Raw genomic sequence first — 21,801 nt, forward strand, 5'->3', positions numbered from 1 at the left:
GGACTACTTCGAGCGGATGGCCGGCGAGGCGCTGCAGCTCGGCGACCAGGTGCGCCCGGAGGGCGGGCTCGGCCACGCGGAGGTAGCTGTCGACGGTCTCGTCGCCGCGGGGCGACCAGGAGATCACGAGCAGGCCGCCCTCCTCGACGACGCGGTCGATCACGTAGCTGCCCTGGCCCGCTCCCCGCAGGAGGGAGGCCGGGATCACCGTCTCGCGCTCGCCGACGGGGGCGATCACGACGCCGCGCTCGTGGAGGCGCAGCACCGCATTGCCGCGGAAGCCGAGCCCCGGCAGCACGACGCGCTCGAGCGGCTGCTCGAAGCGGGTCGTGGCCACGTACGGGAGGTCGACGCGCTCGACCTCGGCGCCCAGCGAGGACGCGGGCACGGGCTCCGGCGCGAGGGCGGCCGAGCGGCGGCGCCGCGCGCGCCAGGAGAGCAGCATGCCGACGAAGACGAGGACGACGACCGCGGCGATGACGATCGTGATCGCGGCCCTATCCACGGGAGGCCTTCGCGGAGGCGGCGACGACCGCCGCGTCGACGAGCTCGCCGTCCAGCACGGTCGGGAAGCCCCGGTGGAGGGTGGCGACGACGCGGCCCGGCAGCTCGCGACCGAGGTACGGGGAGTTGCCGCTGCGGCCTCGCAGGTCCTCGACCGAGAAGCGGCGGCGTGCCTCCGGGTCGTAGAGCACGACGTTCGCGGCGGCCCCGACGGCGAGGCCGCGGTCGTAGCCGTCGAGCCGGCCGATGCGGGCGGGGGCGGAGGAGAGCACGCGCGCGACGTCGGACCAGCTCATCCGCCCGTCCTCGACGACGGCGGCGTGCACCACGCTCAGCGCGCTCTCGAGGCCGACCATGCCGAACGCCGCGGCGTCCCACTCGCAGTCCTTCGCCTCGACCGGGTGCGGCGCGTGGTCGGTGGCGACGATGTCGATGGTGCCGTCGGCGAGGGCCTCGCGGAGGGCGAGCACGTCCTCGTCGCGGCGCAGCGGCGGGTTCACCTTGAAGCGGGCGTCGTAGCTCGGCCCGTCCTGGCCGGCGACGGCCTGCTCGGTGAGGAGCAGGTGGTGGGGGGTGACCTCGGCGGTCACGTCGATCCCCCGGGCCTTCGCCCAGCGGATGACGTCGACCGAGCCCGCGGTCGAGACGTGGCAGACGTGGAGGCGGGAGCCCACGTGCTCGGCGAGGAGCACGTCGCGGGCGATGATCGCCTCCTCGGCCACGGCGGGCCAGCCCTGCAGGCCGAGGGCGCTGGAGACGGCGCCCTCGTTCATCTGCGCGCCCACGGTGAGCCGCGGCTCCTGCGCGTGCTGGGCGACGACTCCGTCGAACGCCTTGACGTACTCGAGAGCGCGGCGCATCAGCAGCGCGTCCGAGACGCACTTCCCGTCGTCCGAGAAGACCCGCACGGCCGCGCGGCTGCGGGCCATCGCGCCGAGCTCGGCGAGCGACTCCCCCGCCAGACCCACGGTCACCGCGCCGATCGGGCGGACCGTCGCGTAGCCGGCGTCCTCGCCCAGGCTCTGCACCTGCTCGACCACGCCCGCGGTGTCCTGCACCGGCGAGGTGTTCGCCATCGCGAAGACGGCGGTGAAGCCTCCGGCGGCCGCAGCTCGCGTCCCGGTGAGGATCGTCTCGCTCTGCTCGAACCCCGGCTCGCGCAGGTGGGTGTGCAGGTCGACCAGGCCGGGCAGCGCCAGCAGGCCGTCGGCGTCGATCACGCGGGCCCCGCGAGAGTCGAGGTCGGCGCCGATCTCGACGATCACGCCCCCGTCGATCAGCAGGTCGGCGGTCGACTCGTCGGCGAGCGTCGCCCCCGAGATCAGGATCCGCTCCGGCGCCGTGCTCTGAAGCGGCTGGGCAGTGCTCATCAGTGGACCTCCCGTTCGCCGGACAGCAGCAGGTAGAGCGCGGCCATCCGGACGGACACTCCGTTCGTGACCTGTTCGAGCACCGTGGAGCGGCTCGAATCGGCGGCCGCCGAGGAGATCTCGACGCCCCTGTTCATGGGTCCGGGGTGCATGACGATGGTATCGGGACCCAGCCGGGCGAGCCGCTCGTCGTCGAGGCCCCAGATCCGCGCGTACTCCCGGCCGTTGGGGAAGAACCCGCTCGACATCCGCTCGAGCTGGATGCGCAGGAGCATCACGACGTCGGGGAGCCCGGTGTCGATCGCCTCGTCCAGATCGAAGCGGATGGTCGCGGGCCAGTCGCGCGTGTCGACCGGCACGAGGGTCGGCGGTGCGACCAGGGTCACCTCGGCGCCCAGCGCCGTCAGCAGCCAGACGTTCGAGCGCGCCACCCGCGAGTGCAGGACGTCGCCGACGATGGTGACCGCGACGCCGTCGAGGCTCTTGCCGCGGGACGCGGAAGCGCCGTGCAGGCGCCGGCGGATGGTGAACGCGTCCAGGAGCGCCTGGGTCGGGTGCTCGTGGGTCCCGTCGCCGGCGTTGAGGATCGACGCGTCGATCCAGCCGCTCGCCGCCAGAACCGCAGGGGCTCCGGAGGCGCTGTGGCGGATGACCACGCCGTCGGCGCCCATCGCGGCGAGCGTCTGCGCGGTGTCCTTCAGGCTCTCGCCCTTGGAGACGCTGGAGCCCTTCGCGCTGAAGTTGATGACGTCGGCCGAGAGCCGCTTCGCCGCCGCCTCGAACGAGATCCGCGTGCGCGTGGAGTCCTCGAAGAAGAGGTTGACCACGGTCTTCCCGCGCAGGGTCGGCAGCTTCTTGACCTCGCGGTTCTGCACGTCCGCCATGTCCTCGGCGATGTCGAGGAGGGCGATCGCGCTCGCGCGGTCGAGGTCGCGGGTCGAGAGCAGGTGCTTCACGGAGCCGTCTCCTCGCCGGTGGCCTGCGACTCGATCGCGACCAGGTCCTCGCCGTCCGTCTCGACGAGCCGGACGTTGATCCGCTCGCTCAGGCTGCTCGGCAGGTTCTTGCCGACGAAGTCCGCCCGGATCGGGAGCTCGCGGTGCCCGCGATCGACCAGCGCGGCCAGCCGCACGGCCCGCGGACGGCCGATGTCGCTGAGGGCGTCCAGGGCGGCGCGGATGGTGCGGCCCGAGAAGAGGACGTCGTCGACGAGGACCACTGTCCGGCCGTCGATGCTCGCGGGGACGGCGGTGCGCGCGGGGGTGCGGACCGGGTGCCGGGAGAGGTCGTCGCGGTACATGGTCACGTCGAGGGAGCCGGCGAAGACGGGGGGACCGTCCGGCTCGATCCGCGCGATCGTCTCGGCGATGCGCCTCGCGAGGGCGACGCCGCGCGTCGGGATGCCGAGGACGACCAGCGACTCGGGGCCGCGGTTCGACTCGAGGATCTCGTGGGCGATGCGCGTGAGCGCTCGCGTGATGTCAGCGCCGTTGAGCACGATTCGTGCCGTCACACCGACCTCCTTCCCCGCCTCACAGGACGGCTGTTAAAGGAAAAGCCGTGTCGAGTATAGGGGCCGTCGCGCGGCCCGCCGGACGGGCAGCCCGGGAACGACCTCGGCCCGCCCGATCACGGGGATCCGGCGGGCCGAGCAGGTCTCCGGGGCGGGTCAGGCCGTCGTGCGGGACTCCGCGACGGAGGCGAGGAGCCCGTTGATGAAGCCCGCCGAGTCGTCGGTCGACAGCGACGTGGCGGCCTCGACGGCCTCCGAGATGGCGACGCCGTCGGGCACCGCGTCGTTGTGCAGGATCTCCCACACCCCGATCCGGAGGATCGCGCGGTCGACCAGCGGCATGCGCGAGAGTGTCCAGCCCTGGGCGAGCCGGGAGATCAGCTCGTCGATCTCGTCGGCGTGGTCGATGACGCCGTCGACGATCTCGCGGGCGTAGAGCCACGAGGCCTCACGGGCCGGCTCGTTCGCCGCTCGCTCGGCCTCGGCGCGCAGCGACTGGGCGAAGCTGATCTGCCGGACGTCGGCGTTGTAGAGGATGTCGAGGGCGCGCTTGCGCGCCTTCGTGCGAGCACTCACGGGAGGCCCGGCTCAGCTGACGCGGCCGAGGTAGTCGCCCGTGCGGGTGTCGACCTTGACCTTCGTGCCCTGCTCGAGGAAGAGCGGGACCTGGATCTGGTAGCCGGTCTCGACCGTCGCGGGCTTGGTGCCGCCGGTCGAGCGGTCGCCCTGGAGGCCCGGCTCCGTGTAGGTGATCTCGAGGACGACCGAAGCGGGGAGGTCGATGTAGAGCGGGTCGCCGTCGTGCAGGGCGAGGGTCACGTTCTGGTTCTCGAGCATGAAGTTCGCCGCGTCGCCGACGACCGCCTCGGGGACGGTGATCTGGTCGTAGTCGCTGGTGTCCATGAACACGAAGTCCGCGCCGTCGCGGTAGAGGTACTGGAAGTCGCGGCGGTCGACGTTGGCCGTGTCGATCTTGGCGCCCGCGTTGAAGGTCTTGTCGACGACCTTGCCCGTGAGGACGTTCTTCATCTTGGTGCGGACGAAGGCGCCGCCCTTGCCCGGCTTGACGTGCTGGAAGTCGATGACGTTCCAGAGCTGGCCGTCGATGCTGAGGACGGTGCCGTTCTTGATGTCGGTGGTAGAGGCCATGCGAAGGGGGATCCGTTTCGGTGGAAGTCTGCGCCGGCGAGCCCGGTACGCGGGCGCGGCGATATCGGCCGGTCCGGCTGACCCGTCGAGTGTAGTCGACGCGGCCCCGTCGGCAGAGGAGTCTGGACGCCGCGTGCGAATCGCCCCACCGGTCCGCCGGAGCGCGAGACGGTGGAGGACCGACCCCGAGGAGGAGCGCATGGACGCCGTTCCCGCCGACACCGTCGTGCCGCCCTGGTACTCGATCGCGTTCACCGCCGTGCCGATCGTCATCGCCGTCGTGATCGTGCTCGTCGTGGTGCTGATCGTCGTGAACGTGCGCCGGGCGCGCTCGCTCGGAGTGGACCCGCTGACCCTGCGGACCGACGTCGCGGCCCGCTTCGCGCGCGAGGGTCCCGGCTCCGCCCGCCCGCTGGCGGACCGGCTCGCCGAGCTGGAGGCGCTGCGAGCGGCGGGCACGATCACCGAGGCCGAGTACGCCCAGGCGCGGAGGGCCGCCCTGGGCGGAGGCTGACGGCGCCGCCCGGGCTCAGCCGAGTCGGACCTACGAGCCGATCTCCTGATACGCCGCGAACAGCAGCGACGTCTCCGGCCCCTGCAGGATGCTCGGGCGGGCGATGTCGTCGAGGACCACGAAGCGGAGCATCCCCGCGCGGGTCTTCTTGTCGCGCTGCATCGCGGCGAGGAGCGTCTCCCACCGTCCGAGCGGGTAGCTCGTCGGCAGGGTCAGCGACTCGAGGACCCGGCGCTGGCGGTCCACGACCGCGTCGCTGAGCGAGCCGGTCAGGCGCGAGAGCTCGGCCGCGAACATCATCCCGACGGAGACGGCCGCGCCGTGGCGCCACTGGTAGCGCTCGGCGTGCTCGACCGCGTGCCCGAGGGTGTGCCCGTAGTTCAGGATCTCGCGCAGGCCCTTCTCGGTGAAGTCCTCGCCGACGACCCGCGCCTTGATCCCGATCGACAGCTCGACCAGGCTGCGGAACTCCTCCGACGTCGGGTCGGTGGCCGGGTCGATGTCGGACTCGATGATGTCGAGGATGCGCGGCTCGGCGATCATCCCGTACTTCACGATCTCGCCGAAGCCGGCGAGGATCTCGTTGCGCGGGAGGCTGGTCAGCACGTCGAGGTCGGCGACGACCGCCCGCGGTGCGTGGAAGGCGCCGACGAGGTTCTTGCCCTCGGCCGTGTTGATGCCGGTCTTCCCCCCGACGGCCGCGTCGACCATCCCGAGCACGGTGGTCGGCACTTGCACCAGGTCGACCCCGCGGAGCCAGGTGGCGGCGACGAAGCCGGCCAGGTCGGTGATCGCGCCGCCGCCGAAGCCGACGACCACATCCGTGCGGCTGAAGTCCGACTGCCCCATCACCTGCCAGCAGAAGGCCGCCACCTCCACGCGCTTCGCGGCCTCGGCGTCCGGGACCTCGGCGAGCAGCACCTCGTAGCGCTCGAGCAGGCTCTCGCGGATCTCGGCGGCGAGGACCGCGAGGGTCGGCGGGTGCACGATGAGCACCTTCGCGGCCCGGGGGCCGATCGCGTCGGCGAGGCCGTCGAGGAGTCCGCGCCCGACGTGGATGTCGTAGCCGTTCTCTCCGGCGACGGGGATGGCGGTGGTGCCGTCGTTCATGACTGTCTTCCGCTCGGGCGGCTCGTGGCCGCCGGGTCCGATGGTGCAGGGGTGGCGGAGGGGCGCTGCGCGCGCACCCACTCCGCGATCTCGGCGGCGATCAGGGTGATCGGCCGCCGGGAGGTGTCGACCACGGTGTCCGCGAGGGACTCGTAGACCGGGCGCCGCTCGTCGAAGATGCGGACCCAGTCGCCGACCCCGCCGCGCACCAGCGGGCGGGAGCCGGAGCCGAGCCGGTCGCGGACGGCCTCGGCCGTGGTGGTGAGGAGCACGACGGGGACGTCCGCGAGGTCGGCGCGCGTCGCGGGATCGAGCACCGCTCCCCCGCCGAGGCTCAGCACCACGTCGCGGCGGACGGCGCGCTCGACGACGCGGCGCTCCTCGCGGCGGAAGGCCGGCTCGCCGTGGGCGTCGAAGTAGGGGGCGATCGGGCCGTGGGTGCGCACGAACTCCGCGTCGGAGTCGACGAAGCCGGCGCTCAGCGCCTTCGCGACCCGCTTGCCGATCGTCGTCTTGCCGGCCCCCATCGGGCCGATCAGGACGAGGCGGGCGCGGGCCGCGCCGGTATCGTGACCCGCCATCAGCGGGCCGCCGAGGACGCGGCCATCAGGCGAGCCCGAGAGCCGGGTCGCTCGCGGCGGCCGTGCGGAGCTCGTCGGGGATGGCGGCGAGGTAGCCCTGCAGGTTGCGGCGGGTCTCGGTGACGCTGTCGCCGCCGAACTTCTCGAGCACGGCGTTCGCGAGCACCAGGGCGACCATCGCCTCCGCGACGACACCGGACGCCGGCACCGCGCAGACGTCGGAGCGCTGGTGGTGGGCGCCGGCCGCCTCGCCGGTGGCGACGTCGACGGTGCGCAGCGCGTGCGGCACGGTCGCGATCGGCTTCATGCCGGCGCGGACCCGCAGCACGGTCCCCGTGCTCATCCCGCCCTCGGTGCCGCCGGCCCGGTCGCTGGACCGGGAGATGCCGGCGTCGGACTGGAAGAGCTCGTCGTGCGCCTCCGAGCCGCGGCGGGTGGTGGTGAGGAAGCCGTCGCCGACCTCGACGCCCTTGATCGCCTGGATCCCCATCAGGGCCGCCGCGAGCTGGGAGTCGAGACGACGGTCCCAGTGCACGTAGGAGCCGAGTCCGGGCGGGAGATCGTACGCGAGGACCTCGACCACGCCGCCGAGGGTGTCGCCGTCGTCGTGGGCGCGGTCCACCTCGGCGACCATGAGGGCGCTGGTCGCGGCGTCGTGGCAGCGCAGCGGATCCGCGTCCAGGGCGGCGACGTCGGCCGGGCCGGGCAGCGGCGAGCCCTCGGGCACGCGGACCGGCCCGATGGCGAGGGTGTGGCTGACGAGCGAGACGCCGAGCTCGCCGAGGAAGCGGCGGGCGACGGCGCCGAGGGCGACGCGGGCCGCGGTCTCGCGGGCGGAGGCGCGCTCGAGCACGTTGCGGGACTCGGGGAAGCCGTACTTCTGCATCCCGACGAGGTCGGCGTGGCCCGGGCGGGGCCGGGTGAGCGCGGCGCCGCGGCCCTTGGGCAGGCTCTCGGGGTCGCGGGGCTCCGCCGACATGACGTCGACCCAGCGCGGCCACTCCGTGTTGCCGATGCGCAGGGCGATGGGGCTGCCCATCGTCGCTCCGTGCCGGACGCCGGAGGAGATCGTCAGCTCGTCCTGCTCGAAGTTCATCCGGGCTCCGCGGCCGTAGCCGAGCTTCCGGCGCGCCAGATCGGCGCGGATGTCGTCGAGGGAGACGGGGACGCCCGCCGGCAGTCCTTCGAGGACGGCGACGAGTTCGGGACCGTGGGATTCCCCGGCCGTGAGCCAACGGAGCATCCTCCGATTCTGGCACACGAGGTCAGTGCGCCGGACCCGCCGAGACTGCTCGGCGCATCGCCGCGAGCACCTCGTCCTCGCGATCGAGAGGCAGGGCCGGGTCGCCGCCGACGAAGATCCGCACCTGCACGAGGGCCTGGTGGAGCAGCATCCCGAGCCCGGAGACGACCGGGGAGCCGCCCTGCTCCCAGCGCTGGGCGAGAGCGCTCGGCCACGGGGAGTACGCCACGTCGAACAGGGTCGAGCCCGCGACCGCCGCGTCGGGCACGTCGAGGCCGTCCGCCGCTCCGCCGGGGAGCGTCGAGATCACCAGCGGCGCTCCGGTGGACCAGTCGGCGAAGGAGCGGACCGAGATCAGGACGCCGAGCGACTCCGCGAGCGGAGCGAGCTCGACGGCCCTCGACGCCGTCCGCAGGACGAGGTCGACCCGCGCCGCGCCCAGCTCGGCGGCGGCGGCCAGGGCGGAGGCGGCGGTCGCTCCCCCGCCGAGCACCTGGACGCGCTCCGCCGAGACGACGCCCGCCTCGGCGAGGGCGCGCACGATGCCCGCGACATCGGTGTTGAACCCGCGGAGGCGGGGTGCCGGGCCGGAGCGGTCGACCAGCACGGTGTTGACCGCGCCGGTGGCCCGGGCGACCGCGTCCTCCTCCGCCAGCAGCGGGCGCACCGCGTGCTTGAGCGGCATGGTCAGCGACAGGCCGTGCCAGGGCTCACCGGACACGACCTCGGAGAGGGTCGCCTCCGTCGTCTCGACGGCGCGGTAGCTCCAGTCGAGTCCGAGCACCCGGAAGGCGGCCGCGTGCAGCGCGGGCGACTTCGAGTGCGCGATCGGCGCGCCGAGGACCGCGAGGCGGTACCCGGCGGCCGTCACTGGTACTCCGGGTGGTCCCGCATCCAGGCCTGCCACTGGTCGACGGCCGCGTTGTGCTCGGCGTCGGTGGTGGAGTAGACCGTCTCGCCCGTCTCGAGGTTCACCGTGACGAAGTACATCCAGGTGCCGTCCGAGGGGTGCATGACCGCGTCGATCGCCACGTCGCCCGGGTTCGAGATCGGCGCGGGCGGCAGGCCGTCGCGCTGGTAGGTGTTGTAGACGTTGCCGGCGTCGTTCCGCTCGGCGTCCGTGGTCGAGACGCGGTCGGTCGCGCCGGTGCCGTACGCCACGGTCGCGTCCGACTGCAGGCGCCACCCCTGGTCGAGGCGGTTCTGGAACACGCGCGCGACCTTCGGGAAGTCCTCGGCGACGCGGGCCTCGCGCTGCACGAGGGACGCGAACACCACGACGCGGTAGCGGTCGTCCACCGGCACGCCGGCCTGGTCGAGCGACTGGTACATCCGGTCGACCAGCGTCTTCAGGATGTCGTGCGCCGGCGTCGACGGGTCGATGTCGTAGGTCGCGGGGAACAGGAACCCCTCGAGGCTCGTCGCCCCGGCCGGGAGCCCGAACGAGCCCCAGTCGGCGGCGGCCGCCTCGAGGTCCGTCAGCGCGACCCCGGTGCCGTCCGCGATGAGCGGCAGCGCCTCCTTGAGCGCCGTCCCCTCGGGGATGACGAAGGTGTTCGCGAGGCGCGTCGACTCGGAGTCGAGCAGCGCCGACAGTGCGGCCTTGGCGCTCATCTCGGCCTTGAGCGAGTACGCGCCGGGCTGGAAGACGGGCTCCGGGCTCTGGGCGAGGAGCAGGTCGTAGAAGGGGTCGTACGACTTGATGACCCCGTCCGAGACGAGGTTGTTGGCGATGTCGCTGCCGCCGTCGCCCTGGTGGATCGTGAACAGCACCTCGCTCGAGCCGGTGCCGGTGAAGTCGGTCGGCTCGGGCTCGGCGAACAGGCCTCGCACCGGCTCGAGGAAGATCGTGACGGCGATGGCGACGAGCGCGGCGAAGACGCCGAAGGCCAGAAGCCCGCCGATGAGCCCGCGGCGGCTGCGGCGCTTCTTCGCGCCGCCCGTCGCGGGAGCCGCGCGGCCCCGCTTCGGGCGCGCGTCCGGGTCGAACGCGGCCGCGTCGTCGCGGCCACGGGGCTCGGGCACGTCGGGCCCGGTGAAGAGGCGGCCCAGCGGATCGTGCGCCTCAGTCGGCGCGGGCTGCTGCTCCGGAGTCGGGTCGGGCGGAGTCGGCTGCGCCTGCTCGGCGGCGCGGGCGTCGCGGCGGCTCGGGGGGACGTCGGTCACGAGGAGGTCCTTCGTTCGGTTCGAGCAGGACCCCGGCCGGGGTACCGGCCGAGCGCTCGGAATCGATGGCGTGCTGCAGGATCACCACGGCGGCGACCTGGTCGATCACGGCTCGGGAGCCGCGGGTGGTGCGTCCGGAGCGGTGCAGGGCGCTCTGAGCGGTGACCGTCGACAGCCGCTCGTCGACGAGCCGCACCGGAGCGGTGGGCACCGCCTCGGCGAGCAGTCGAGCGAATCCGCGCGCGTCCTCCGTCGAGGCCGTCTCGGCCCCCGACAGCGACAACGGCAGTCCGACGATGATCGCCTGGGCATCGTACTCGGCGGCGAGGTGCGCGATCCGGGAGACGTCCGAGGATCCGCCGTCAGTGCCCGCCCGTGCGACCGTCTCGACGGGCACCGCGAGCAGGCCGTCGGCGTCGCAGCGGGCGACCCCGATGCGGGCACGGCCCACATCGATGCCGAGCCGGACGCCGAACCGGCCCATTCAGCTGGTCGCTTCCTGCACCACGGCCTCGAGCGCCGCGCCGATGGCGGAGACGTCGGAGCCGCCGCCCTGGGCGAGGTCGTCCTTGCCGCCTCCGCCGCCACCGAGGATCCCGGCGGCGCGCTTGGCGAGCGCACCCGCGCGGCGGCCCTGGTCGCGGGCGGCCTGGTTGGTGGCGACGATCACCGCGGGCTTGCCCGAGACGTCGGCGGCGAGCGCGACGACGGCCGGCTCCTGGCCGAGCCGCTCGCGGACGGAGGTCACGAGGGAGCGCAGCTCGTCGGTCGATCCGGCGGAGCCGATGCTCTCGGCGACGACGGTCGTGCCGCCCACGGTGCGGCGGGTCGCGGCGAGGGCGGGCACCCGGTCGGCGAGGGCCTTGGCCTCGAACGCGGCGATCCGCTTCTCAGCGGCCTTGAGGCTCGCGACGAGCTCGCCGATCCGCTCGGGGAGCTGCTCGCGCGGGGTCTTCAGCGAGGACGAGATCGTGCTGACGAGGGCGCGCTCGGCGGCGAGCTCCTGGAAGGCCTCGCGGCCCACGAGCGACTCGACGCGGCGGTTGGTCGATCCGACCGAGGACTCGCTGACCAGGCTGATCACGCCGACCTCGGACGAGCGCCCGACGTGGGTGCCCGCGCAGAGCTCGCGCGACCAGGGCCCGCCGATGTCGACCACGCGGACGACGTCGCCGTACTTCTCGCCGAAGAGGGCCATCGCGCCGAGCGCCTTCGCCTCGTCGATCGGGAGCTCGCGCGTGACCACCTCGAGGTTGTCCCGGATCGCCGTGTTGGCGATCTCCTCGATCTCGCTGCGGGTCTCGAGCGAGAGGGCCTGGTTCCACGAGAAGTCCAGGCGCAGGTAGCCCGCCTTGTTGTAAGAGCCGGACTGGTGCGCCTGCGGGCCGAGCACCTGGCGCAGCGCGGCGTGGATGAGGTGCGTGCCCGAGTGCGCCTGCGTGGCGCCCCGGCGCCAGTCGCGGTCGACGACGGAGGTGGCGGCGTCGCCCACTCCGACCTCGCCGCTGGCGACCTGGACCTTGTGGCTGATGAGCCCCTTGACGGGCTTCTGCACGTCGAGGACCTCGAGATCGAAGCCGGAGCCGACGATGCGGCCGGCGTCGGCCTCCTGGCCGCCCGACTCCGCGTAGAGGCTGGTCGCCTCGAGGATCACCTCGGCGATGTCGCCCGCGACCGCCTTCGTGACGGAGTGCCCGCCGACGATGAGGCCGAGGATGCGCGTCTCGGTGTCGAGCACGTCGTAGCCGGTGAACAGCGTCTCGCCGTGGGCGCGGAAGTCGGCGTAGACCGAGAGATCGGCCAGCGCCGACTTCTTCGACTTCGCGTCGGCCTTCGCACGCGTGCGCTGCGCGGTCATGAGGGAGTCGAACGCCTCGCGGTCGACCGTCAGACCCGACTCCTCGGCGATCTCGAGGGTGAGGTCGATCGGGAACCCGAAGGTGTCGTGCAGGAGGAACGCGGTGTCGCCCGGCAGCGTCGGCGACTCGGCCTTCTTCGTCTTCAGGACCGCGAGGTCGAGGATCTCGGTGCCGGCCGCGAGGGTGCGGAGGAACGCCTCCTCCTCGCCGTAGGCGCTGGTCGAGAGGCGCTCGAACTCCGTGGACACCTCGGGGTAGGCCGACGCCATCGCGTCGCGCGAGGCGGCGAAGAGCTCGGGGAACGTCGCGGTGTCCACTCCGAGCAGGCGCATGGCGCGCACCGTGCGGCGCATCAGGCGGCGGAGGATGTAGCCGCGCCCCTCGTTGGACGGCGTCACGCCGTCCGACAGCAGCATCAGCGAGGAGCGCACGTGGTCGGCGATGACGCGCATGCGGACGTCGTCCTCGTGGACGGCTCCGTAGCGGCGGCCCGAGAGCTCGGCGGCGCGGTCGAGGACCGGACGGACCTGGTCGATCTCGTACATGTTCTCGACGCCCTGCTTGAGGAAGGCGACGCGCTCGAGGCCCATGCCGGTGTCGATGTTCTTGCGCGGAAGCTCGCCGAGGATGTCGAAGTCGACCTTGCTCGTGCCCTCGCCCCGGAGGTACTGCATGAAGACGAGGTTCCAGATCTCCACGTAGCGGTCGTCGTCCGTCGCCGGGCCGCCGTCGATCCCGTAGGCGGGGCCGCGGTCGAAGAAGATCTCGGAGCAGGGGCCGGCGGGGCCGGGCTGGCCGGTCGACCAGTAGTTGGTGTCCTTGTCCAGGCGCTGGATGCGCTCGTCCGGCAGTCCCGCGATCGTCTTCCAGAGCGCGATCGCCTCGTCGTCGTCCTTGTAGACGGTGACCCAGAGGTCCTTCTCGTCGAAGCCCAGTCCCCCGTCGCTCTCGGCGCCGGTGAGCAGCTCCCAGGCGTAGCCGATCGCCCCCTCCTTGAAGTAGTCGCCGAAGGAGAAATTGCCGTTCATCTGGAAGAAGGTGCCGTGACGAGGCGTCTTGCCGACCTCCTCGATGTCGTTGGTGCGGATGCACTTCTGCACGCTGGTGGCACGCGGGTAGGGCGCGGGGACCACTCCGGTGAGGTAGGGCACGAACGGCACCATGCCGGCGACGGTGAAGAGGAGGCTCGGGTCCTCGCTCACGAGGGAGGCGGAGGGGACCACGGTGTGGCCGCGGCTCCCGAAGAAGTCGAGCCAGCGGTTGCGGATGTCTGCGGTCTGCATGGGTTCCGTTACGGTTCGGTCGGTGACGACGCGGATGTCGGGCGGCGGGGCGTCAGCCCTCGCCGATGGCGGCCTTCAGTTCGGCCTCGCGCTGGTGGTAGCCCTCGGAGACGGCCTCGCCGAGCTCCTTCGCGGTGCGGTTGATGTCGGCGAAGAGCCGGGCGCCCGCCTCGGTGCGCGAGACCTGGTGGGCGACCGCGAATCCGAGGCCGATCCCGATGACGATCAGGAGGATGTTCTTCACGGGGTGTCCTTCCACAGCGGCGGGGCGGGCGCGACGGCGCGACGACCCGTTCGATTCTAGGGCGCGGGCGCGGCGCTACTTCGAGCGCGGGCGCTTCGTGCGCTTCGCGGCGGAGCGGCCGACCGCGGCTCCGGCCTTGTCGGCCGTCCGTCCGGCGACGAGCACGGCGCGGACTCCGGCGGTGAAGCCGGCGAGCTTGATGAGCGGACCGCCGACGGTCGCGGCCGTGAGAGCGACGAGCGCGTTGACGTTGCCGGTGACCTCGGCGACGTCCTTGGTGATCGTGTCCACCCGCGCGAGCTGGTGGTTGGCCTCGCGGAGGGTGGACGCCGACTCGTCGAGGATCGGCGTCAGGCCGTCGCTGGCCTGCTTGATGGCCTCGCTCGTGCTGTCGAAGACGCGCCCGAGCTTCCAGAGCGGGACGGCGGTGATCGCCACCAGGATCGCGAACACCCCCGCGGCGATGAGCCCTGCGATGTCTCCACCGGTCACGGTGACCTCCGTTCGATGCCGCCCAGCGCGGCACTCCAGCCTACCGACGGGCCGCGAGAGGGTCGGACGCGGGGACGGGCGCTCGGCTCGGGCGCGACGGCCGGATCGGACGCAGCGCGGGACTCTCGGAGCGCGGCGGGCACTCCGGATCGGGACCCCGGGAACGGGAAAGGCCCCGGTGCGGACACCGGGGCCTTTCTCTGCGGGGCTGGACTCAGCGGGCCGCGTAGTACTCGACGACGAGCTGCACTTCGCAGGTCACGGGGACCTCGGCGCGCTTCGGGCGGCGCAGGAGCGTCGCCTGCAGCTTGTCGATCTCGACCTCGAGGTAGCCCGGGGTCTTGGGGAGGACGTCGACGTGTCCACCGGCGGCGGCGACCTGGAAGGGCTCGGTGCCCTCGGAGCGGGTCTTGACGTGGATGACCTGGCCCGGCTTCACGCGGAAGGAGGGGCGGTCGACCGTCTTGCCGTCCACCATGATGTGGCGGTGGGTGACGAACTGGCGGGCCTGCGCGGTGGTGCGGGCGAAGCCCGAGCGCAGGACGAGGGCGTCGAGGCGCATCTCGAGGAGCTCGACCAGGTTCTCACCGGTCAGGCCCTGGGTGCGGCGCGCCTCCTGGAAGGCGATGCGGAGCTGCTTCTCGCGGATGCCGTACTGGGCGCGCAGACGCTGCTTCTCACGGAGGCGGACGGCGTAGTCGGAGTCGGCCTTGCGCTTCGAGCGGCCGTGCTCACCGGGAGCGTAGGGACGCTTCTCGAGGTAGCGGGCGGCCTTCGGGGTCAGGGGGATGCCGAGGGCGCGCGAGAGGCGCGTCTTCGAGCGGGTACGGGACGTGGTCGACACAGTGGTCCTTCCAAGGTCTGAGAGGTTCGGTCGCAGCTCTCGACCGCCGGCTCCGGGAGGAGGGCGGACGCCGCGGTCGTGTCCTCCGCGGGTGCGGGGGAAGGGTGACCGCAGTGGCGGGCTGCGCGATTCAGAGGGATGCGCTGCTCCGCTCGGCTACAGAGCGGTGGGCAACCTCGCAAGACTATCAGGCCACGGCCTCCCGTGCGGGTCGCGCGAGCTCGCGGTCGGCGCGGTCAGCCCCGGTCGCCGCGGATGATGCGCAGGAGCTTCGCCAGTCGCGCGGAGACGTCGCGCTCGTTGCCGTGCTCGGTGGGCCGGTAGTACCGCGCGCCCTGGAGCGGGTCCGGGAGGTACTGCTGCTCGAGGACGCCGAGGTCGGCGTCGTGCGGGTACCGGTAGCCCTTCCCGTGGCCGAGCTTCTTGGCGCCGGGGTAGTGCGCGTCGCGCAGGTGCGCCGGCACCCGACCCGCGCGGCCCGCGCGCACGTCCGCGATGGCCGCGTCGATGGCGGAGTAGGACGCGTTCGACTTCGGGGCGGTCGCCAGGTGCACGACCGCCTGGGCGAGCGGGATGCGCCCCTCCGGCATGCCGATGAACTGCACGGCGTCGGCCGCGGCGATCGCGACGACGAGCGCCTGCGGGTCGGCCATGCCGATGTCCTCGGACGCGGAGACGATGATGCGGCGGGCGATGAACCGCGGATCCTCCCCCGCCTCGATCATCCGGGCCAGGTAGTGCAGCGCCGCGTCGACGTCCGAGCCCCGGATGGACTTGATGAAGGCGCTGATGACGTCGTAGTGCTCGTCGCCGTTGCGGTCGTAGCGCAGCAGGGCGCGGTCGACGGCGCGCGCGACGACCTCGGTCGTGATCACGGGGAGCGCGGGCTCCTCGGCGGCGGCCTCGACGGGAGCGCCCTCGTCGTCCTCGTCCTCCTCGTCCGGGTCCTCCGCGGCGGCGGCGCGGGCGGCCCGGTCGGCCTCGCGGGCCTCCGAGCGGGCGGAGGTGGCGGCGGCCTCGAGCGCGGTCAGCGCCCGCCGGGCGTCTCCGGAGGCGAGCCGCACGATGCTCGCGCGGGCCTCCTCCTCCAGCGTCACGGAGCCGCGGAGACCCCGCTCGTCGTGCAGGGCGCGGTCGACCAGGACGCCCAGGTCGTCGTCGCTGAGCGGCTCGAGGGTCAGCAGGAGCGAGCGCGAGAGCAGCGGCGCGATCACCGAGAACGAGGGGTTCTCGGTCGTGGCCGCGATGAGGATGACCCACCCGTTCTCGACCCCGGGCAGCAGCGCGTCCTGCTGGGCCTTGGTGAAGCGGTGGATCTCGTCGAGGAAGAGCACCGTCGACGTGCCGTAGAGGTCGCGGGTGGAGAGCGCCTCCTCCATCACCTGCCGCACGTCCTTCACGCCCGCCGTGACGGCGGAGAGCTCGACGAAGCGGCGGCCGCTGGAGTGGGCCACCGCCTGCGCGAGCGTGGTCTTGCCCGTGCCGGGAGGGCCCCAGAGGATCACGGACACCGCTCCCCGCTCCCCCGTGGTGTCGGCGGCGAGGGCGACCAGGGGCGAGCCGGGCGTCAGGAGGTGGCGCTGGCCGGCGACCTCCTCGAGGCTGCGCGGCCGCATCCGCACGGCGAGCGGAGTCGCCCCGGAGCGGAGTCCGGCCTGCTGCATGGTCATGCCCCCAGCGTAACGACGGCCTCCGACAGAGCCCCGGCCCGACTGCCCGGCGCGACGGAGCGGCGTTTGTCGCGCCTCCGGCGGTTCTCGTAGGCTCGACGCGGCCTGCGTGCGCGGGCCGCCGCGCCGAAGCCGCGCGGACGAGGACGTCGGAGGAACACGTGGCCCAGGGCAAGTCGAACGACCGCGAGGCGCGCACCCGGCTCCGGGCCTACCAGGCCCGTCAGAGCCTCCACCGCTCGAGGCAGAAGCGGCGCGTGCGCGACAACGTGATCGCGGCGATCGCCGCCGTCGTCGTGATCGGGCTCGCGGTCGTCGCCCAGATCCTCTACTTCTCCGGCGGCCCCGGCACCCCGGTCGCCGAGCCGACCTCCTCCTCCTCCGCGACCCCGACGCCCGAGGCGACGGGGTCGAACACCGGCGACGTCCCCTCCTCCGACATCGCCGAGGGCCGCGACTGGACGGGCACGCTCACGATCGGCGAGGACCCGCTGGGCATCACGCTCGCCGGCGCCGCCGCCCCGCAGGCGGTGTCCTCCTTCATCTCGCTGACGCAGTCCGGCTTCTACGACGGCGTCTCCTGCCACCGCCTCACCACGGAGGGCCTCTACGTCCTCCAGTGCGGCGACCCGGACGGCGACGGCACCGGCGGACCGGGCTACAGCTACGGCCCCGTCGAGAACGCGCCCGAGGACGGCGTCTACCCGGCCGGGACCATCGCGATGGCCCGCCAGGGCGGCAACGGCTACAGCCAGGGCAGCCAGTTCTTCGTCGTCTACCAGGACACGACCCTGCCCGCCGACGCGGCCGGCGGGTACACCGTGCTCGGGCAGGTCACCTCGGGACTCGACGCCCTCGTCAGAGACGTCGTGTCGAAGGGCACGGCCGACGGATCGGGTGACGGCGCCCCCGCCGAGCCCGTGTCCATCACCTCCGTCTCCGTCCAGTAGCCGCACCCGCGGCGTCGTCACGGTCCGCCCGCGCGGGGAGTGCAATAGGCTTGTCGTCACTGCCCGTTCGCGGCCGAGCGCGGTCTTCGGCCCTCCGGCCGTCGAGCCCCACCGGCCGACGACGCGACGGGCACCGAGAAGCACGACATCGAACAGCAAGGTGAGGCTCCGAGCGATGAGTGACCAGCAGCCGTGGGGACGGGTCGGCGACGACGGGACGGTCTACGTCCGCGTCGGCGACGGGGAGCGAGAGGTCGGCCAGTACCCCGATGCGACTCCCGAGGAGGCGCTCGCCTACTACGAGCGCAAGTACACGGAGCTCGCCGGGCAGGTGTCCCTGCTCGAGCAGCGCGCCAAGCGGGGCGCACCCGCCGGAGACATCGCCCGCACGGTGCAGTCGCTGTCCGCGGCCATCGCGCAGGCGAACGCGGTCGGCGACCTCGAGTCGCTGCAGACCCGGGTCGACGCGCTGAGCGGCTCCGTCGAGGATCTGACCGAGCAGCAGGCGGCCGAGTCGAAGGCCGCGCTCTCCGAGGCTCTCGCCTACCGCGAGGCCATCGTCGCCGAGGCCGAGGCCCTGGCGGCGGTCGACCCGGCGAAGACGCAGTGGAAGCAGGCCAGCGCCGCGATCGACGACCTCTTCGCCCGCTGGCAGAACCACCAGCAGCAGGGCCCTCGCCTTCCCAAGAACGACGCGAACGAGCTGTGGCGCCGGTTCCGCGGTGCGCGCACCACGATCGAGCAGAACCGCAAGGCGTTCTTCGCCGACCTCGACTCCGCGCACCGCGAGGCCAAGCAGGCCAAGCAGGCGCTCATCGACCAGGCCGAGGCGCTGGTGCCCCAGGGCGCCGACGCCATCCCGGACTACCGCGCGCTCCTCGAGCGCTGGCGGGTCGCCGGCCGTGCCGGCAAGCGGTTCGACGACGCGCTCTGGGCGCGCTTCAAGGCCGCCGGCGACGCGATCTACGGCGCCAAGGCCGAGATCGTCGCGCAGGAGAGCGTCGAGTACACCGAGAACCTCGACCTCAAGCTCGCCCTCCTCGAGGAGGCGGAGCCGCTCCTGCAGGAGCAGGACCGCGAGAAGGCCAAGCGGGTGCTGCTCTCGATCCAGGAGCGCTGGGACGCCGTCGGCCGCGTGCCGCGCGAGCAGGTGCGCACCGTCGAGGACCGCCTCCGCAAGGTCGAGGCGCACGTCCGCAAGCTCGACGAGGAGCACTGGAACCGCAGCAACCCGGAACGCAAGGCCCGCTCCGAGGGTCTCGCCTCGCAGCTGACCGCCGCGATCCAGAAGCTCCAGGAGGAGCTCGACGAGGCGAAGGCGCGCGGCGACCGCGACGCGATCGCCCAGGCTCAGGAGGCGCTCGACGCCCGCAAGGTCTGGCTCGACGCGATCGGCTAGACCCGCGCCGGCGGATCCCTCCACAGATCCGCTCGCGACGCTCCGGAAGGGAGGCGCATCGGCCAGCATGGCCGGATGCGCCTCCCCTCCGTGCTCCTCCCCGGGCACCTCCCTCTCGCGGAGCTGTGCGCCGCCCGCCTCGACGGCGAGCTGGTCGCGCTCGACGAGGGCTTCCTCGTCGCGGACCTGCCCCTGGGGGCGTCCGAGCGGGCCGCCTCCCTGCGCGCGCTGCTCCCCCGCGGCGCCGTCGCCGATCGTCTCTCCGCCGCGTGGGTGCACGGAGCGATGCACCGTCCGCCGCGGGTGCACAGCGCCTCGATCGACCGGCGGAAGCGCCGACAGGCGCCGTCGAACCCCCGCCTGCGCTGCCACGAGGTCCTGCTCGACGAGGACGACGTCGTCCTCCTCGGCGGCGCGCCGGTCACGTCGCCTGCTCGCACGCTGATCGACCTCGCCCGGACGGAGGACGCGGGCGCGATCCTCCGAGCGCTCTCTCGGAGCACCCGGACCGGCCTCGACGCCGTCCTCGCGAGGCTGGAGGAGGGCAGCGCCGTCGCCGGACGGAGGATCGTCGGACGACGGCTGCGGGCGGCGCTCGGCGAGGCGCCGCCCGGGGATCAGCCCGCGTTCACCCGGTAGACGTCGTAGACGGCGTCGATCCGGCGCACGGCGTTCAGCACGCGGTCCAGGTGGGTGGTGTCGCCCATCTCGAAGACGAACCGGCTGATCGCCAGCCGGTCGCTCGAGGTCGAGACCGTCGCCGAGAGGATGTTGACGTGGTGCTCCGAGAGCACGCGCGTCACGTCGCTCAGCAGGCCCGAGCGGTCCAGCGCCTCGACCTGGATCTGCACGAGGAAGATGCTCTTGGAGGACGGCGCCCACTCGACGTCGACGATCCGCTCCGGTTCCTTCAGCAGCTCCTGCACGTTGTGGCAGTTCGCCTGGTGCACGGAGACGCCGGCTCCCCGCGTCACGAATCCGACGATCTGATCGCCCGGAACCGGAGTGCAGCACTTCGCGAGCTTCACGAGGATGTCCGGCGCGCCCTTCACGAGGACGCCCGACTCGCTGCTCCGGCTCCGCGGCCGGGGCGAGCGAGGGAGGGTGACCTCGTTCTCGTCCGACTCCGGATCGCCCTGGATGGAGGAGACGACCTTCTCGAGCACCGACTGGGTCGAGACGTGGCCCTCGCCGACGGCCGCGTAGAGCGCCTCGACGTCGTTGTAGCGCAGCTGGCTGGCCACCTCGGTGAAGGTGTCCTGGCTCATCAGCTTCTGCAGCGGCAGGTTCTGCTTCCGCATCGCCCGGGCGATGGAGTCCTTGCCCTGCTCGATCGCCTCGTCGCGCCGCTCCTTGGTGAACCACTGCCGGATCTTGTTGCGGGCCCGGGGGCTCTGCACGAAGTGGAGCCAGTCCTGACTCGGTCCCGAGTCGGGGTTCTTCGAGGTGAAGACCTCGACCACGTCGCCCGTCGTCAGAGCCGACTCGAGCGGCACGAGGCGCCCGTTGACCTTGGCGCCCATCGTCCGGTGCCCGACCTCGGTGTGCACCGCGTAGGCGAAGTCGACCGGGGTCGCACCGGTCGGCAGGCCGATCACGCGTCCCTTCGGGGTGAAGACGTAGACCTCCTTGGCGCCGATCTCGAAGCGGAGGGAGTCGAGGAACTCGTTCGGGTCGGTGGTCTCCGACTGCCAGTCCGAGAGGTGCGCGAGCCAGGCGAGGTCGGTGTCGTTCGATCCGGAGGTGGGCACCTTGCCGGTGGCCATCTGCTCCTTGTACTTCCAGTGCGCCGCGATGCCGAACTCCGCGTGCTGGTGCATCTCGTTGGTGCGGATCTGGATCTCGACCGCGCGGCCCTTCGGCCCGACGACCGTCGTGTGGAGCGACTGGTAGAGGTTGAACTTCGGAGTGGCGATGTAGTCCTTGAACCGGCCCGGCATCGGCGTCCAGCGGGCGTGGATCGAGCCGAGCACGGCGTAGCAGTCGCGCACCGAGTTCACGAGGACGCGGATGCCGACCAGGTCGTAGATCTCGTCGAACTCGCGACCGCGGACGACCATCTTCTGGTAGATCGAGTAGTACTGCTTCGGCCGGCCGACGACGCGACCGCGGATCCGCCCGGCCCGCAGGTCCTCGCTGATCAGGTCGATGACGTTCTGCACGAACTCCTCGCGCTGCGGCGTCCGCCGCTTCACCAGGCTCTCGATCTCGTTGTAGATCTTCGGGTAGAGCACCGCGAAGGACAGGTCCTCGAGCTCCCACTTGATCGCCTGGATGCCGAGGCGGTGCGCCAGCGGCGCGTAGATCTCGAGGGTCTCGGTGGCCTTGCGGGCCGCGGACTCGGCGGGGACGAAGCCCCAGGTCCGCGCGTTGTGGAGGCGGTCGGCGAGCTTGATGATCAGGACGCGGATGTCCTTCGACATCGCCACGATCATCTTGCGCACGGTCTCGGCCTGCGCGCTGTCGCCGTACTTGACCTTGTCGAGCTTGGTGACGCCGTCGACGAGCATCGCGACCTCGTCGCCGAAGTCCGCGCGGAGCTCGTCGAGCTGGTAGTCGGTGTCCTCGACGGTGTCGTGCAGCAGCGCGGCGGCGATCGTCTTCGAGCCGATGCCGAGGTCGGCGAGGATCTGCGCGACGGCCAGCGGATGCGTGATGTAGGGCTCGCCGCTGCGGCGCTTCTGGTTCGCGTGCGCCCGCTCCGCGACCGAGTACGCGCGCTCGATGAGCGCGATGTCGCTCTTGGGGTGGTGCATCCGGACGGTGCGGACGAGGGTGTCGACAGCACCGGAGGGCTGCGCGCGCGAGAAGATCCGCGGGACCAGTCTGCGCAGGGCAGCGGTCGAGGACGTCGTCGTCGTTTCCGTCACGCGAGGATCTCCATCGCCCCATTATCGCCCGTGCGGACGG

21 protein-coding genes and 1 pseudogene are annotated in these 21,801 nt (G+C 72.5%); 4 read left to right on the plus strand and 18 right to left on the minus strand.

Annotated features, from left to right (window positions below):
• The 6 genes from C5B92_RS14835 to efp all read right to left on the minus strand — a co-directional run.
• On the minus strand, positions 1-505 hold a 505-nt coding region (locus C5B92_RS14835), incomplete at its 3' end, for a hypothetical protein (protein ID WP_104350529.1).
• A complete protein-coding gene (locus C5B92_RS14840) occupies positions 498-1,874 on the minus strand; it encodes a dihydroorotase (RefSeq protein ID WP_104224748.1) in 1,377 nt (458 codons plus the stop codon). The genes C5B92_RS14840 and C5B92_RS14835, both read right to left, overlap by 8 nt.
• Complete coding sequence (locus tag C5B92_RS14845) at positions 1,874-2,830, minus strand: aspartate carbamoyltransferase catalytic subunit (RefSeq protein ID WP_104224749.1); 957 nt, start codon at positions 2,828-2,830, stop codon at positions 1,874-1,876. Before C5B92_RS14845 ends, C5B92_RS14840 begins: the two co-directional genes overlap by 1 nt.
• The gene (gene pyrR / locus C5B92_RS14850) at positions 2,827-3,387 is read right to left on the minus strand and encodes a bifunctional pyr operon transcriptional regulator/uracil phosphoribosyltransferase PyrR (protein ID WP_104224750.1); all 561 of its coding nucleotides are present in this window, start codon (positions 3,385-3,387) and stop codon (positions 2,827-2,829) included. The genes C5B92_RS14845 and pyrR overlap by 4 nt, the downstream gene beginning before the upstream one ends.
• A 156-nt stretch (positions 3,388-3,543) precedes the next feature.
• Entirely contained in the window at positions 3,544-3,963 is a 420-nt protein-coding gene (nusB, locus tag C5B92_RS14855; protein ID WP_104350530.1) for a transcription antitermination factor NusB, read from the minus strand.
• Positions 3,964-3,975: 12 nt separating this feature from the next.
• Positions 3,976-4,536, minus strand: a complete 561-nt coding sequence (efp, locus tag C5B92_RS14860) for an elongation factor P (protein ID WP_068210208.1) — start codon at positions 4,534-4,536, stop codon at positions 3,976-3,978.
• 199 nt (positions 4,537-4,735) lie between these two features.
• Here efp and C5B92_RS14865 point away from each other — a divergent pair, with 199 nt between their 5' ends.
• Positions 4,736-5,050, plus strand: coding sequence for an SHOCT domain-containing protein (locus C5B92_RS14865; RefSeq protein WP_104350531.1), 315 nt, complete (start codon positions 4,736-4,738; stop codon positions 5,048-5,050).
• 30 nt (positions 5,051-5,080) lie between these two features.
• Here C5B92_RS14865 and aroB read toward each other — a convergent pair whose 3' ends face one another.
• The 11 genes and pseudogenes from aroB to C5B92_RS14920 all read right to left on the minus strand — a co-directional run bounded on the left by aroB (position 5,081) and on the right by C5B92_RS14920 (position 16,542).
• The gene (gene aroB, locus C5B92_RS14870; RefSeq protein WP_104350532.1) at positions 5,081-6,160 is read right to left on the minus strand and encodes a 3-dehydroquinate synthase; all 1,080 of its coding nucleotides are present in this window, start codon (positions 6,158-6,160) and stop codon (positions 5,081-5,083) included.
• The gene (locus tag C5B92_RS14875) at positions 6,157-6,741 is read right to left on the minus strand and encodes a shikimate kinase (protein WP_104225325.1); all 585 of its coding nucleotides are present in this window, start codon (positions 6,739-6,741) and stop codon (positions 6,157-6,159) included. The genes aroB and C5B92_RS14875 overlap by 4 nt, the downstream gene beginning before the upstream one ends.
• Before the next feature lie 25 nt (positions 6,742-6,766).
• The gene (aroC, locus tag C5B92_RS14880) at positions 6,767-7,984 is read right to left on the minus strand and encodes a chorismate synthase (RefSeq protein WP_104224754.1); all 1,218 of its coding nucleotides are present in this window, start codon (positions 7,982-7,984) and stop codon (positions 6,767-6,769) included.
• Positions 7,985-8,006: 22 nt separating this feature from the next.
• Positions 8,007-8,855 (minus strand): shikimate dehydrogenase, encoded by an 849-nt coding sequence (locus C5B92_RS14885; protein WP_258061535.1) that lies wholly within the window; start codon positions 8,853-8,855, stop codon positions 8,007-8,009.
• The gene (gene mltG / locus C5B92_RS14890; RefSeq protein WP_181028845.1) at positions 8,852-10,150 is read right to left on the minus strand and encodes an endolytic transglycosylase MltG; all 1,299 of its coding nucleotides are present in this window, start codon (positions 10,148-10,150) and stop codon (positions 8,852-8,854) included. Before mltG ends, C5B92_RS14885 begins: the two co-directional genes overlap by 4 nt.
• A gap of 10 nt (positions 10,151-10,160) precedes the next feature.
• Positions 10,161-10,634, minus strand: a pseudogene (gene ruvX, locus C5B92_RS14895) (Holliday junction resolvase RuvX); the annotation flags it as partial.
• Positions 10,635-13,292, minus strand: coding sequence for an alanine--tRNA ligase (gene alaS, locus C5B92_RS14900; protein ID WP_104255387.1), 2,658 nt, complete (start codon positions 13,290-13,292; stop codon positions 10,635-10,637).
• 52 nt (positions 13,293-13,344) lie between these two features.
• Complete coding sequence (locus C5B92_RS14905) at positions 13,345-13,536, minus strand: hypothetical protein (protein WP_104225329.1); 192 nt, start codon at positions 13,534-13,536, stop codon at positions 13,345-13,347.
• A gap of 75 nt (positions 13,537-13,611) precedes the next feature.
• Positions 13,612-14,028: a DUF948 domain-containing protein gene (locus C5B92_RS14910; protein WP_104224759.1), complete on the minus strand. Its 417-nt coding sequence runs from the start codon at positions 14,026-14,028 to the stop codon at positions 13,612-13,614.
• A gap of 214 nt (positions 14,029-14,242) precedes the next feature.
• Entirely contained in the window at positions 14,243-14,872 is a 630-nt protein-coding gene (gene rpsD, locus C5B92_RS14915) for a 30S ribosomal protein S4 (protein WP_068210518.1), read from the minus strand.
• Positions 14,873-15,108: 236 nt separating this feature from the next.
• Complete coding sequence (locus tag C5B92_RS14920) at positions 15,109-16,542, minus strand: replication-associated recombination protein A (RefSeq protein ID WP_104350534.1); 1,434 nt, start codon at positions 16,540-16,542, stop codon at positions 15,109-15,111.
• Between the two features lie 161 nt (positions 16,543-16,703).
• Here C5B92_RS14920 and C5B92_RS14925 point away from each other — a divergent pair, with 161 nt between their 5' ends.
• From C5B92_RS14925 to C5B92_RS14935, 3 genes are all read left to right on the plus strand, one after another.
• Positions 16,704-17,492, plus strand: coding sequence for a peptidylprolyl isomerase (locus tag C5B92_RS14925; protein ID WP_104255389.1), 789 nt, complete (start codon positions 16,704-16,706; stop codon positions 17,490-17,492).
• Between the two features lie 175 nt (positions 17,493-17,667).
• On the plus strand, positions 17,668-18,891 hold the full coding sequence (locus C5B92_RS14930; RefSeq protein ID WP_104255390.1) for a DUF349 domain-containing protein: 1,224 nt from the start codon (positions 17,668-17,670) through the stop codon (positions 18,889-18,891).
• Positions 18,892-18,966: 75 nt separating this feature from the next.
• Entirely contained in the window at positions 18,967-19,530 is a 564-nt protein-coding gene (locus C5B92_RS14935) for a type IV toxin-antitoxin system AbiEi family antitoxin (protein WP_104255391.1), read from the plus strand.
• Here the strand turns inward: C5B92_RS14935 and C5B92_RS14940 are convergent.
• The gene (locus C5B92_RS14940; RefSeq protein ID WP_104225334.1) at positions 19,509-21,761 is read right to left on the minus strand and encodes a bifunctional (p)ppGpp synthetase/guanosine-3',5'-bis(diphosphate) 3'-pyrophosphohydrolase; all 2,253 of its coding nucleotides are present in this window, start codon (positions 21,759-21,761) and stop codon (positions 19,509-19,511) included. The genes C5B92_RS14935 and C5B92_RS14940 overlap by 22 nt on opposite strands.
• Positions 21,762-21,801: the final 40 nt, after the last annotated feature.

The sequence above is a fragment of the Rathayibacter sp. AY1A4 genome (assembly GCF_002930955.1).
GTDB lineage: Bacteria > Actinomycetota > Actinomycetes > Actinomycetales > Microbacteriaceae > Rathayibacter.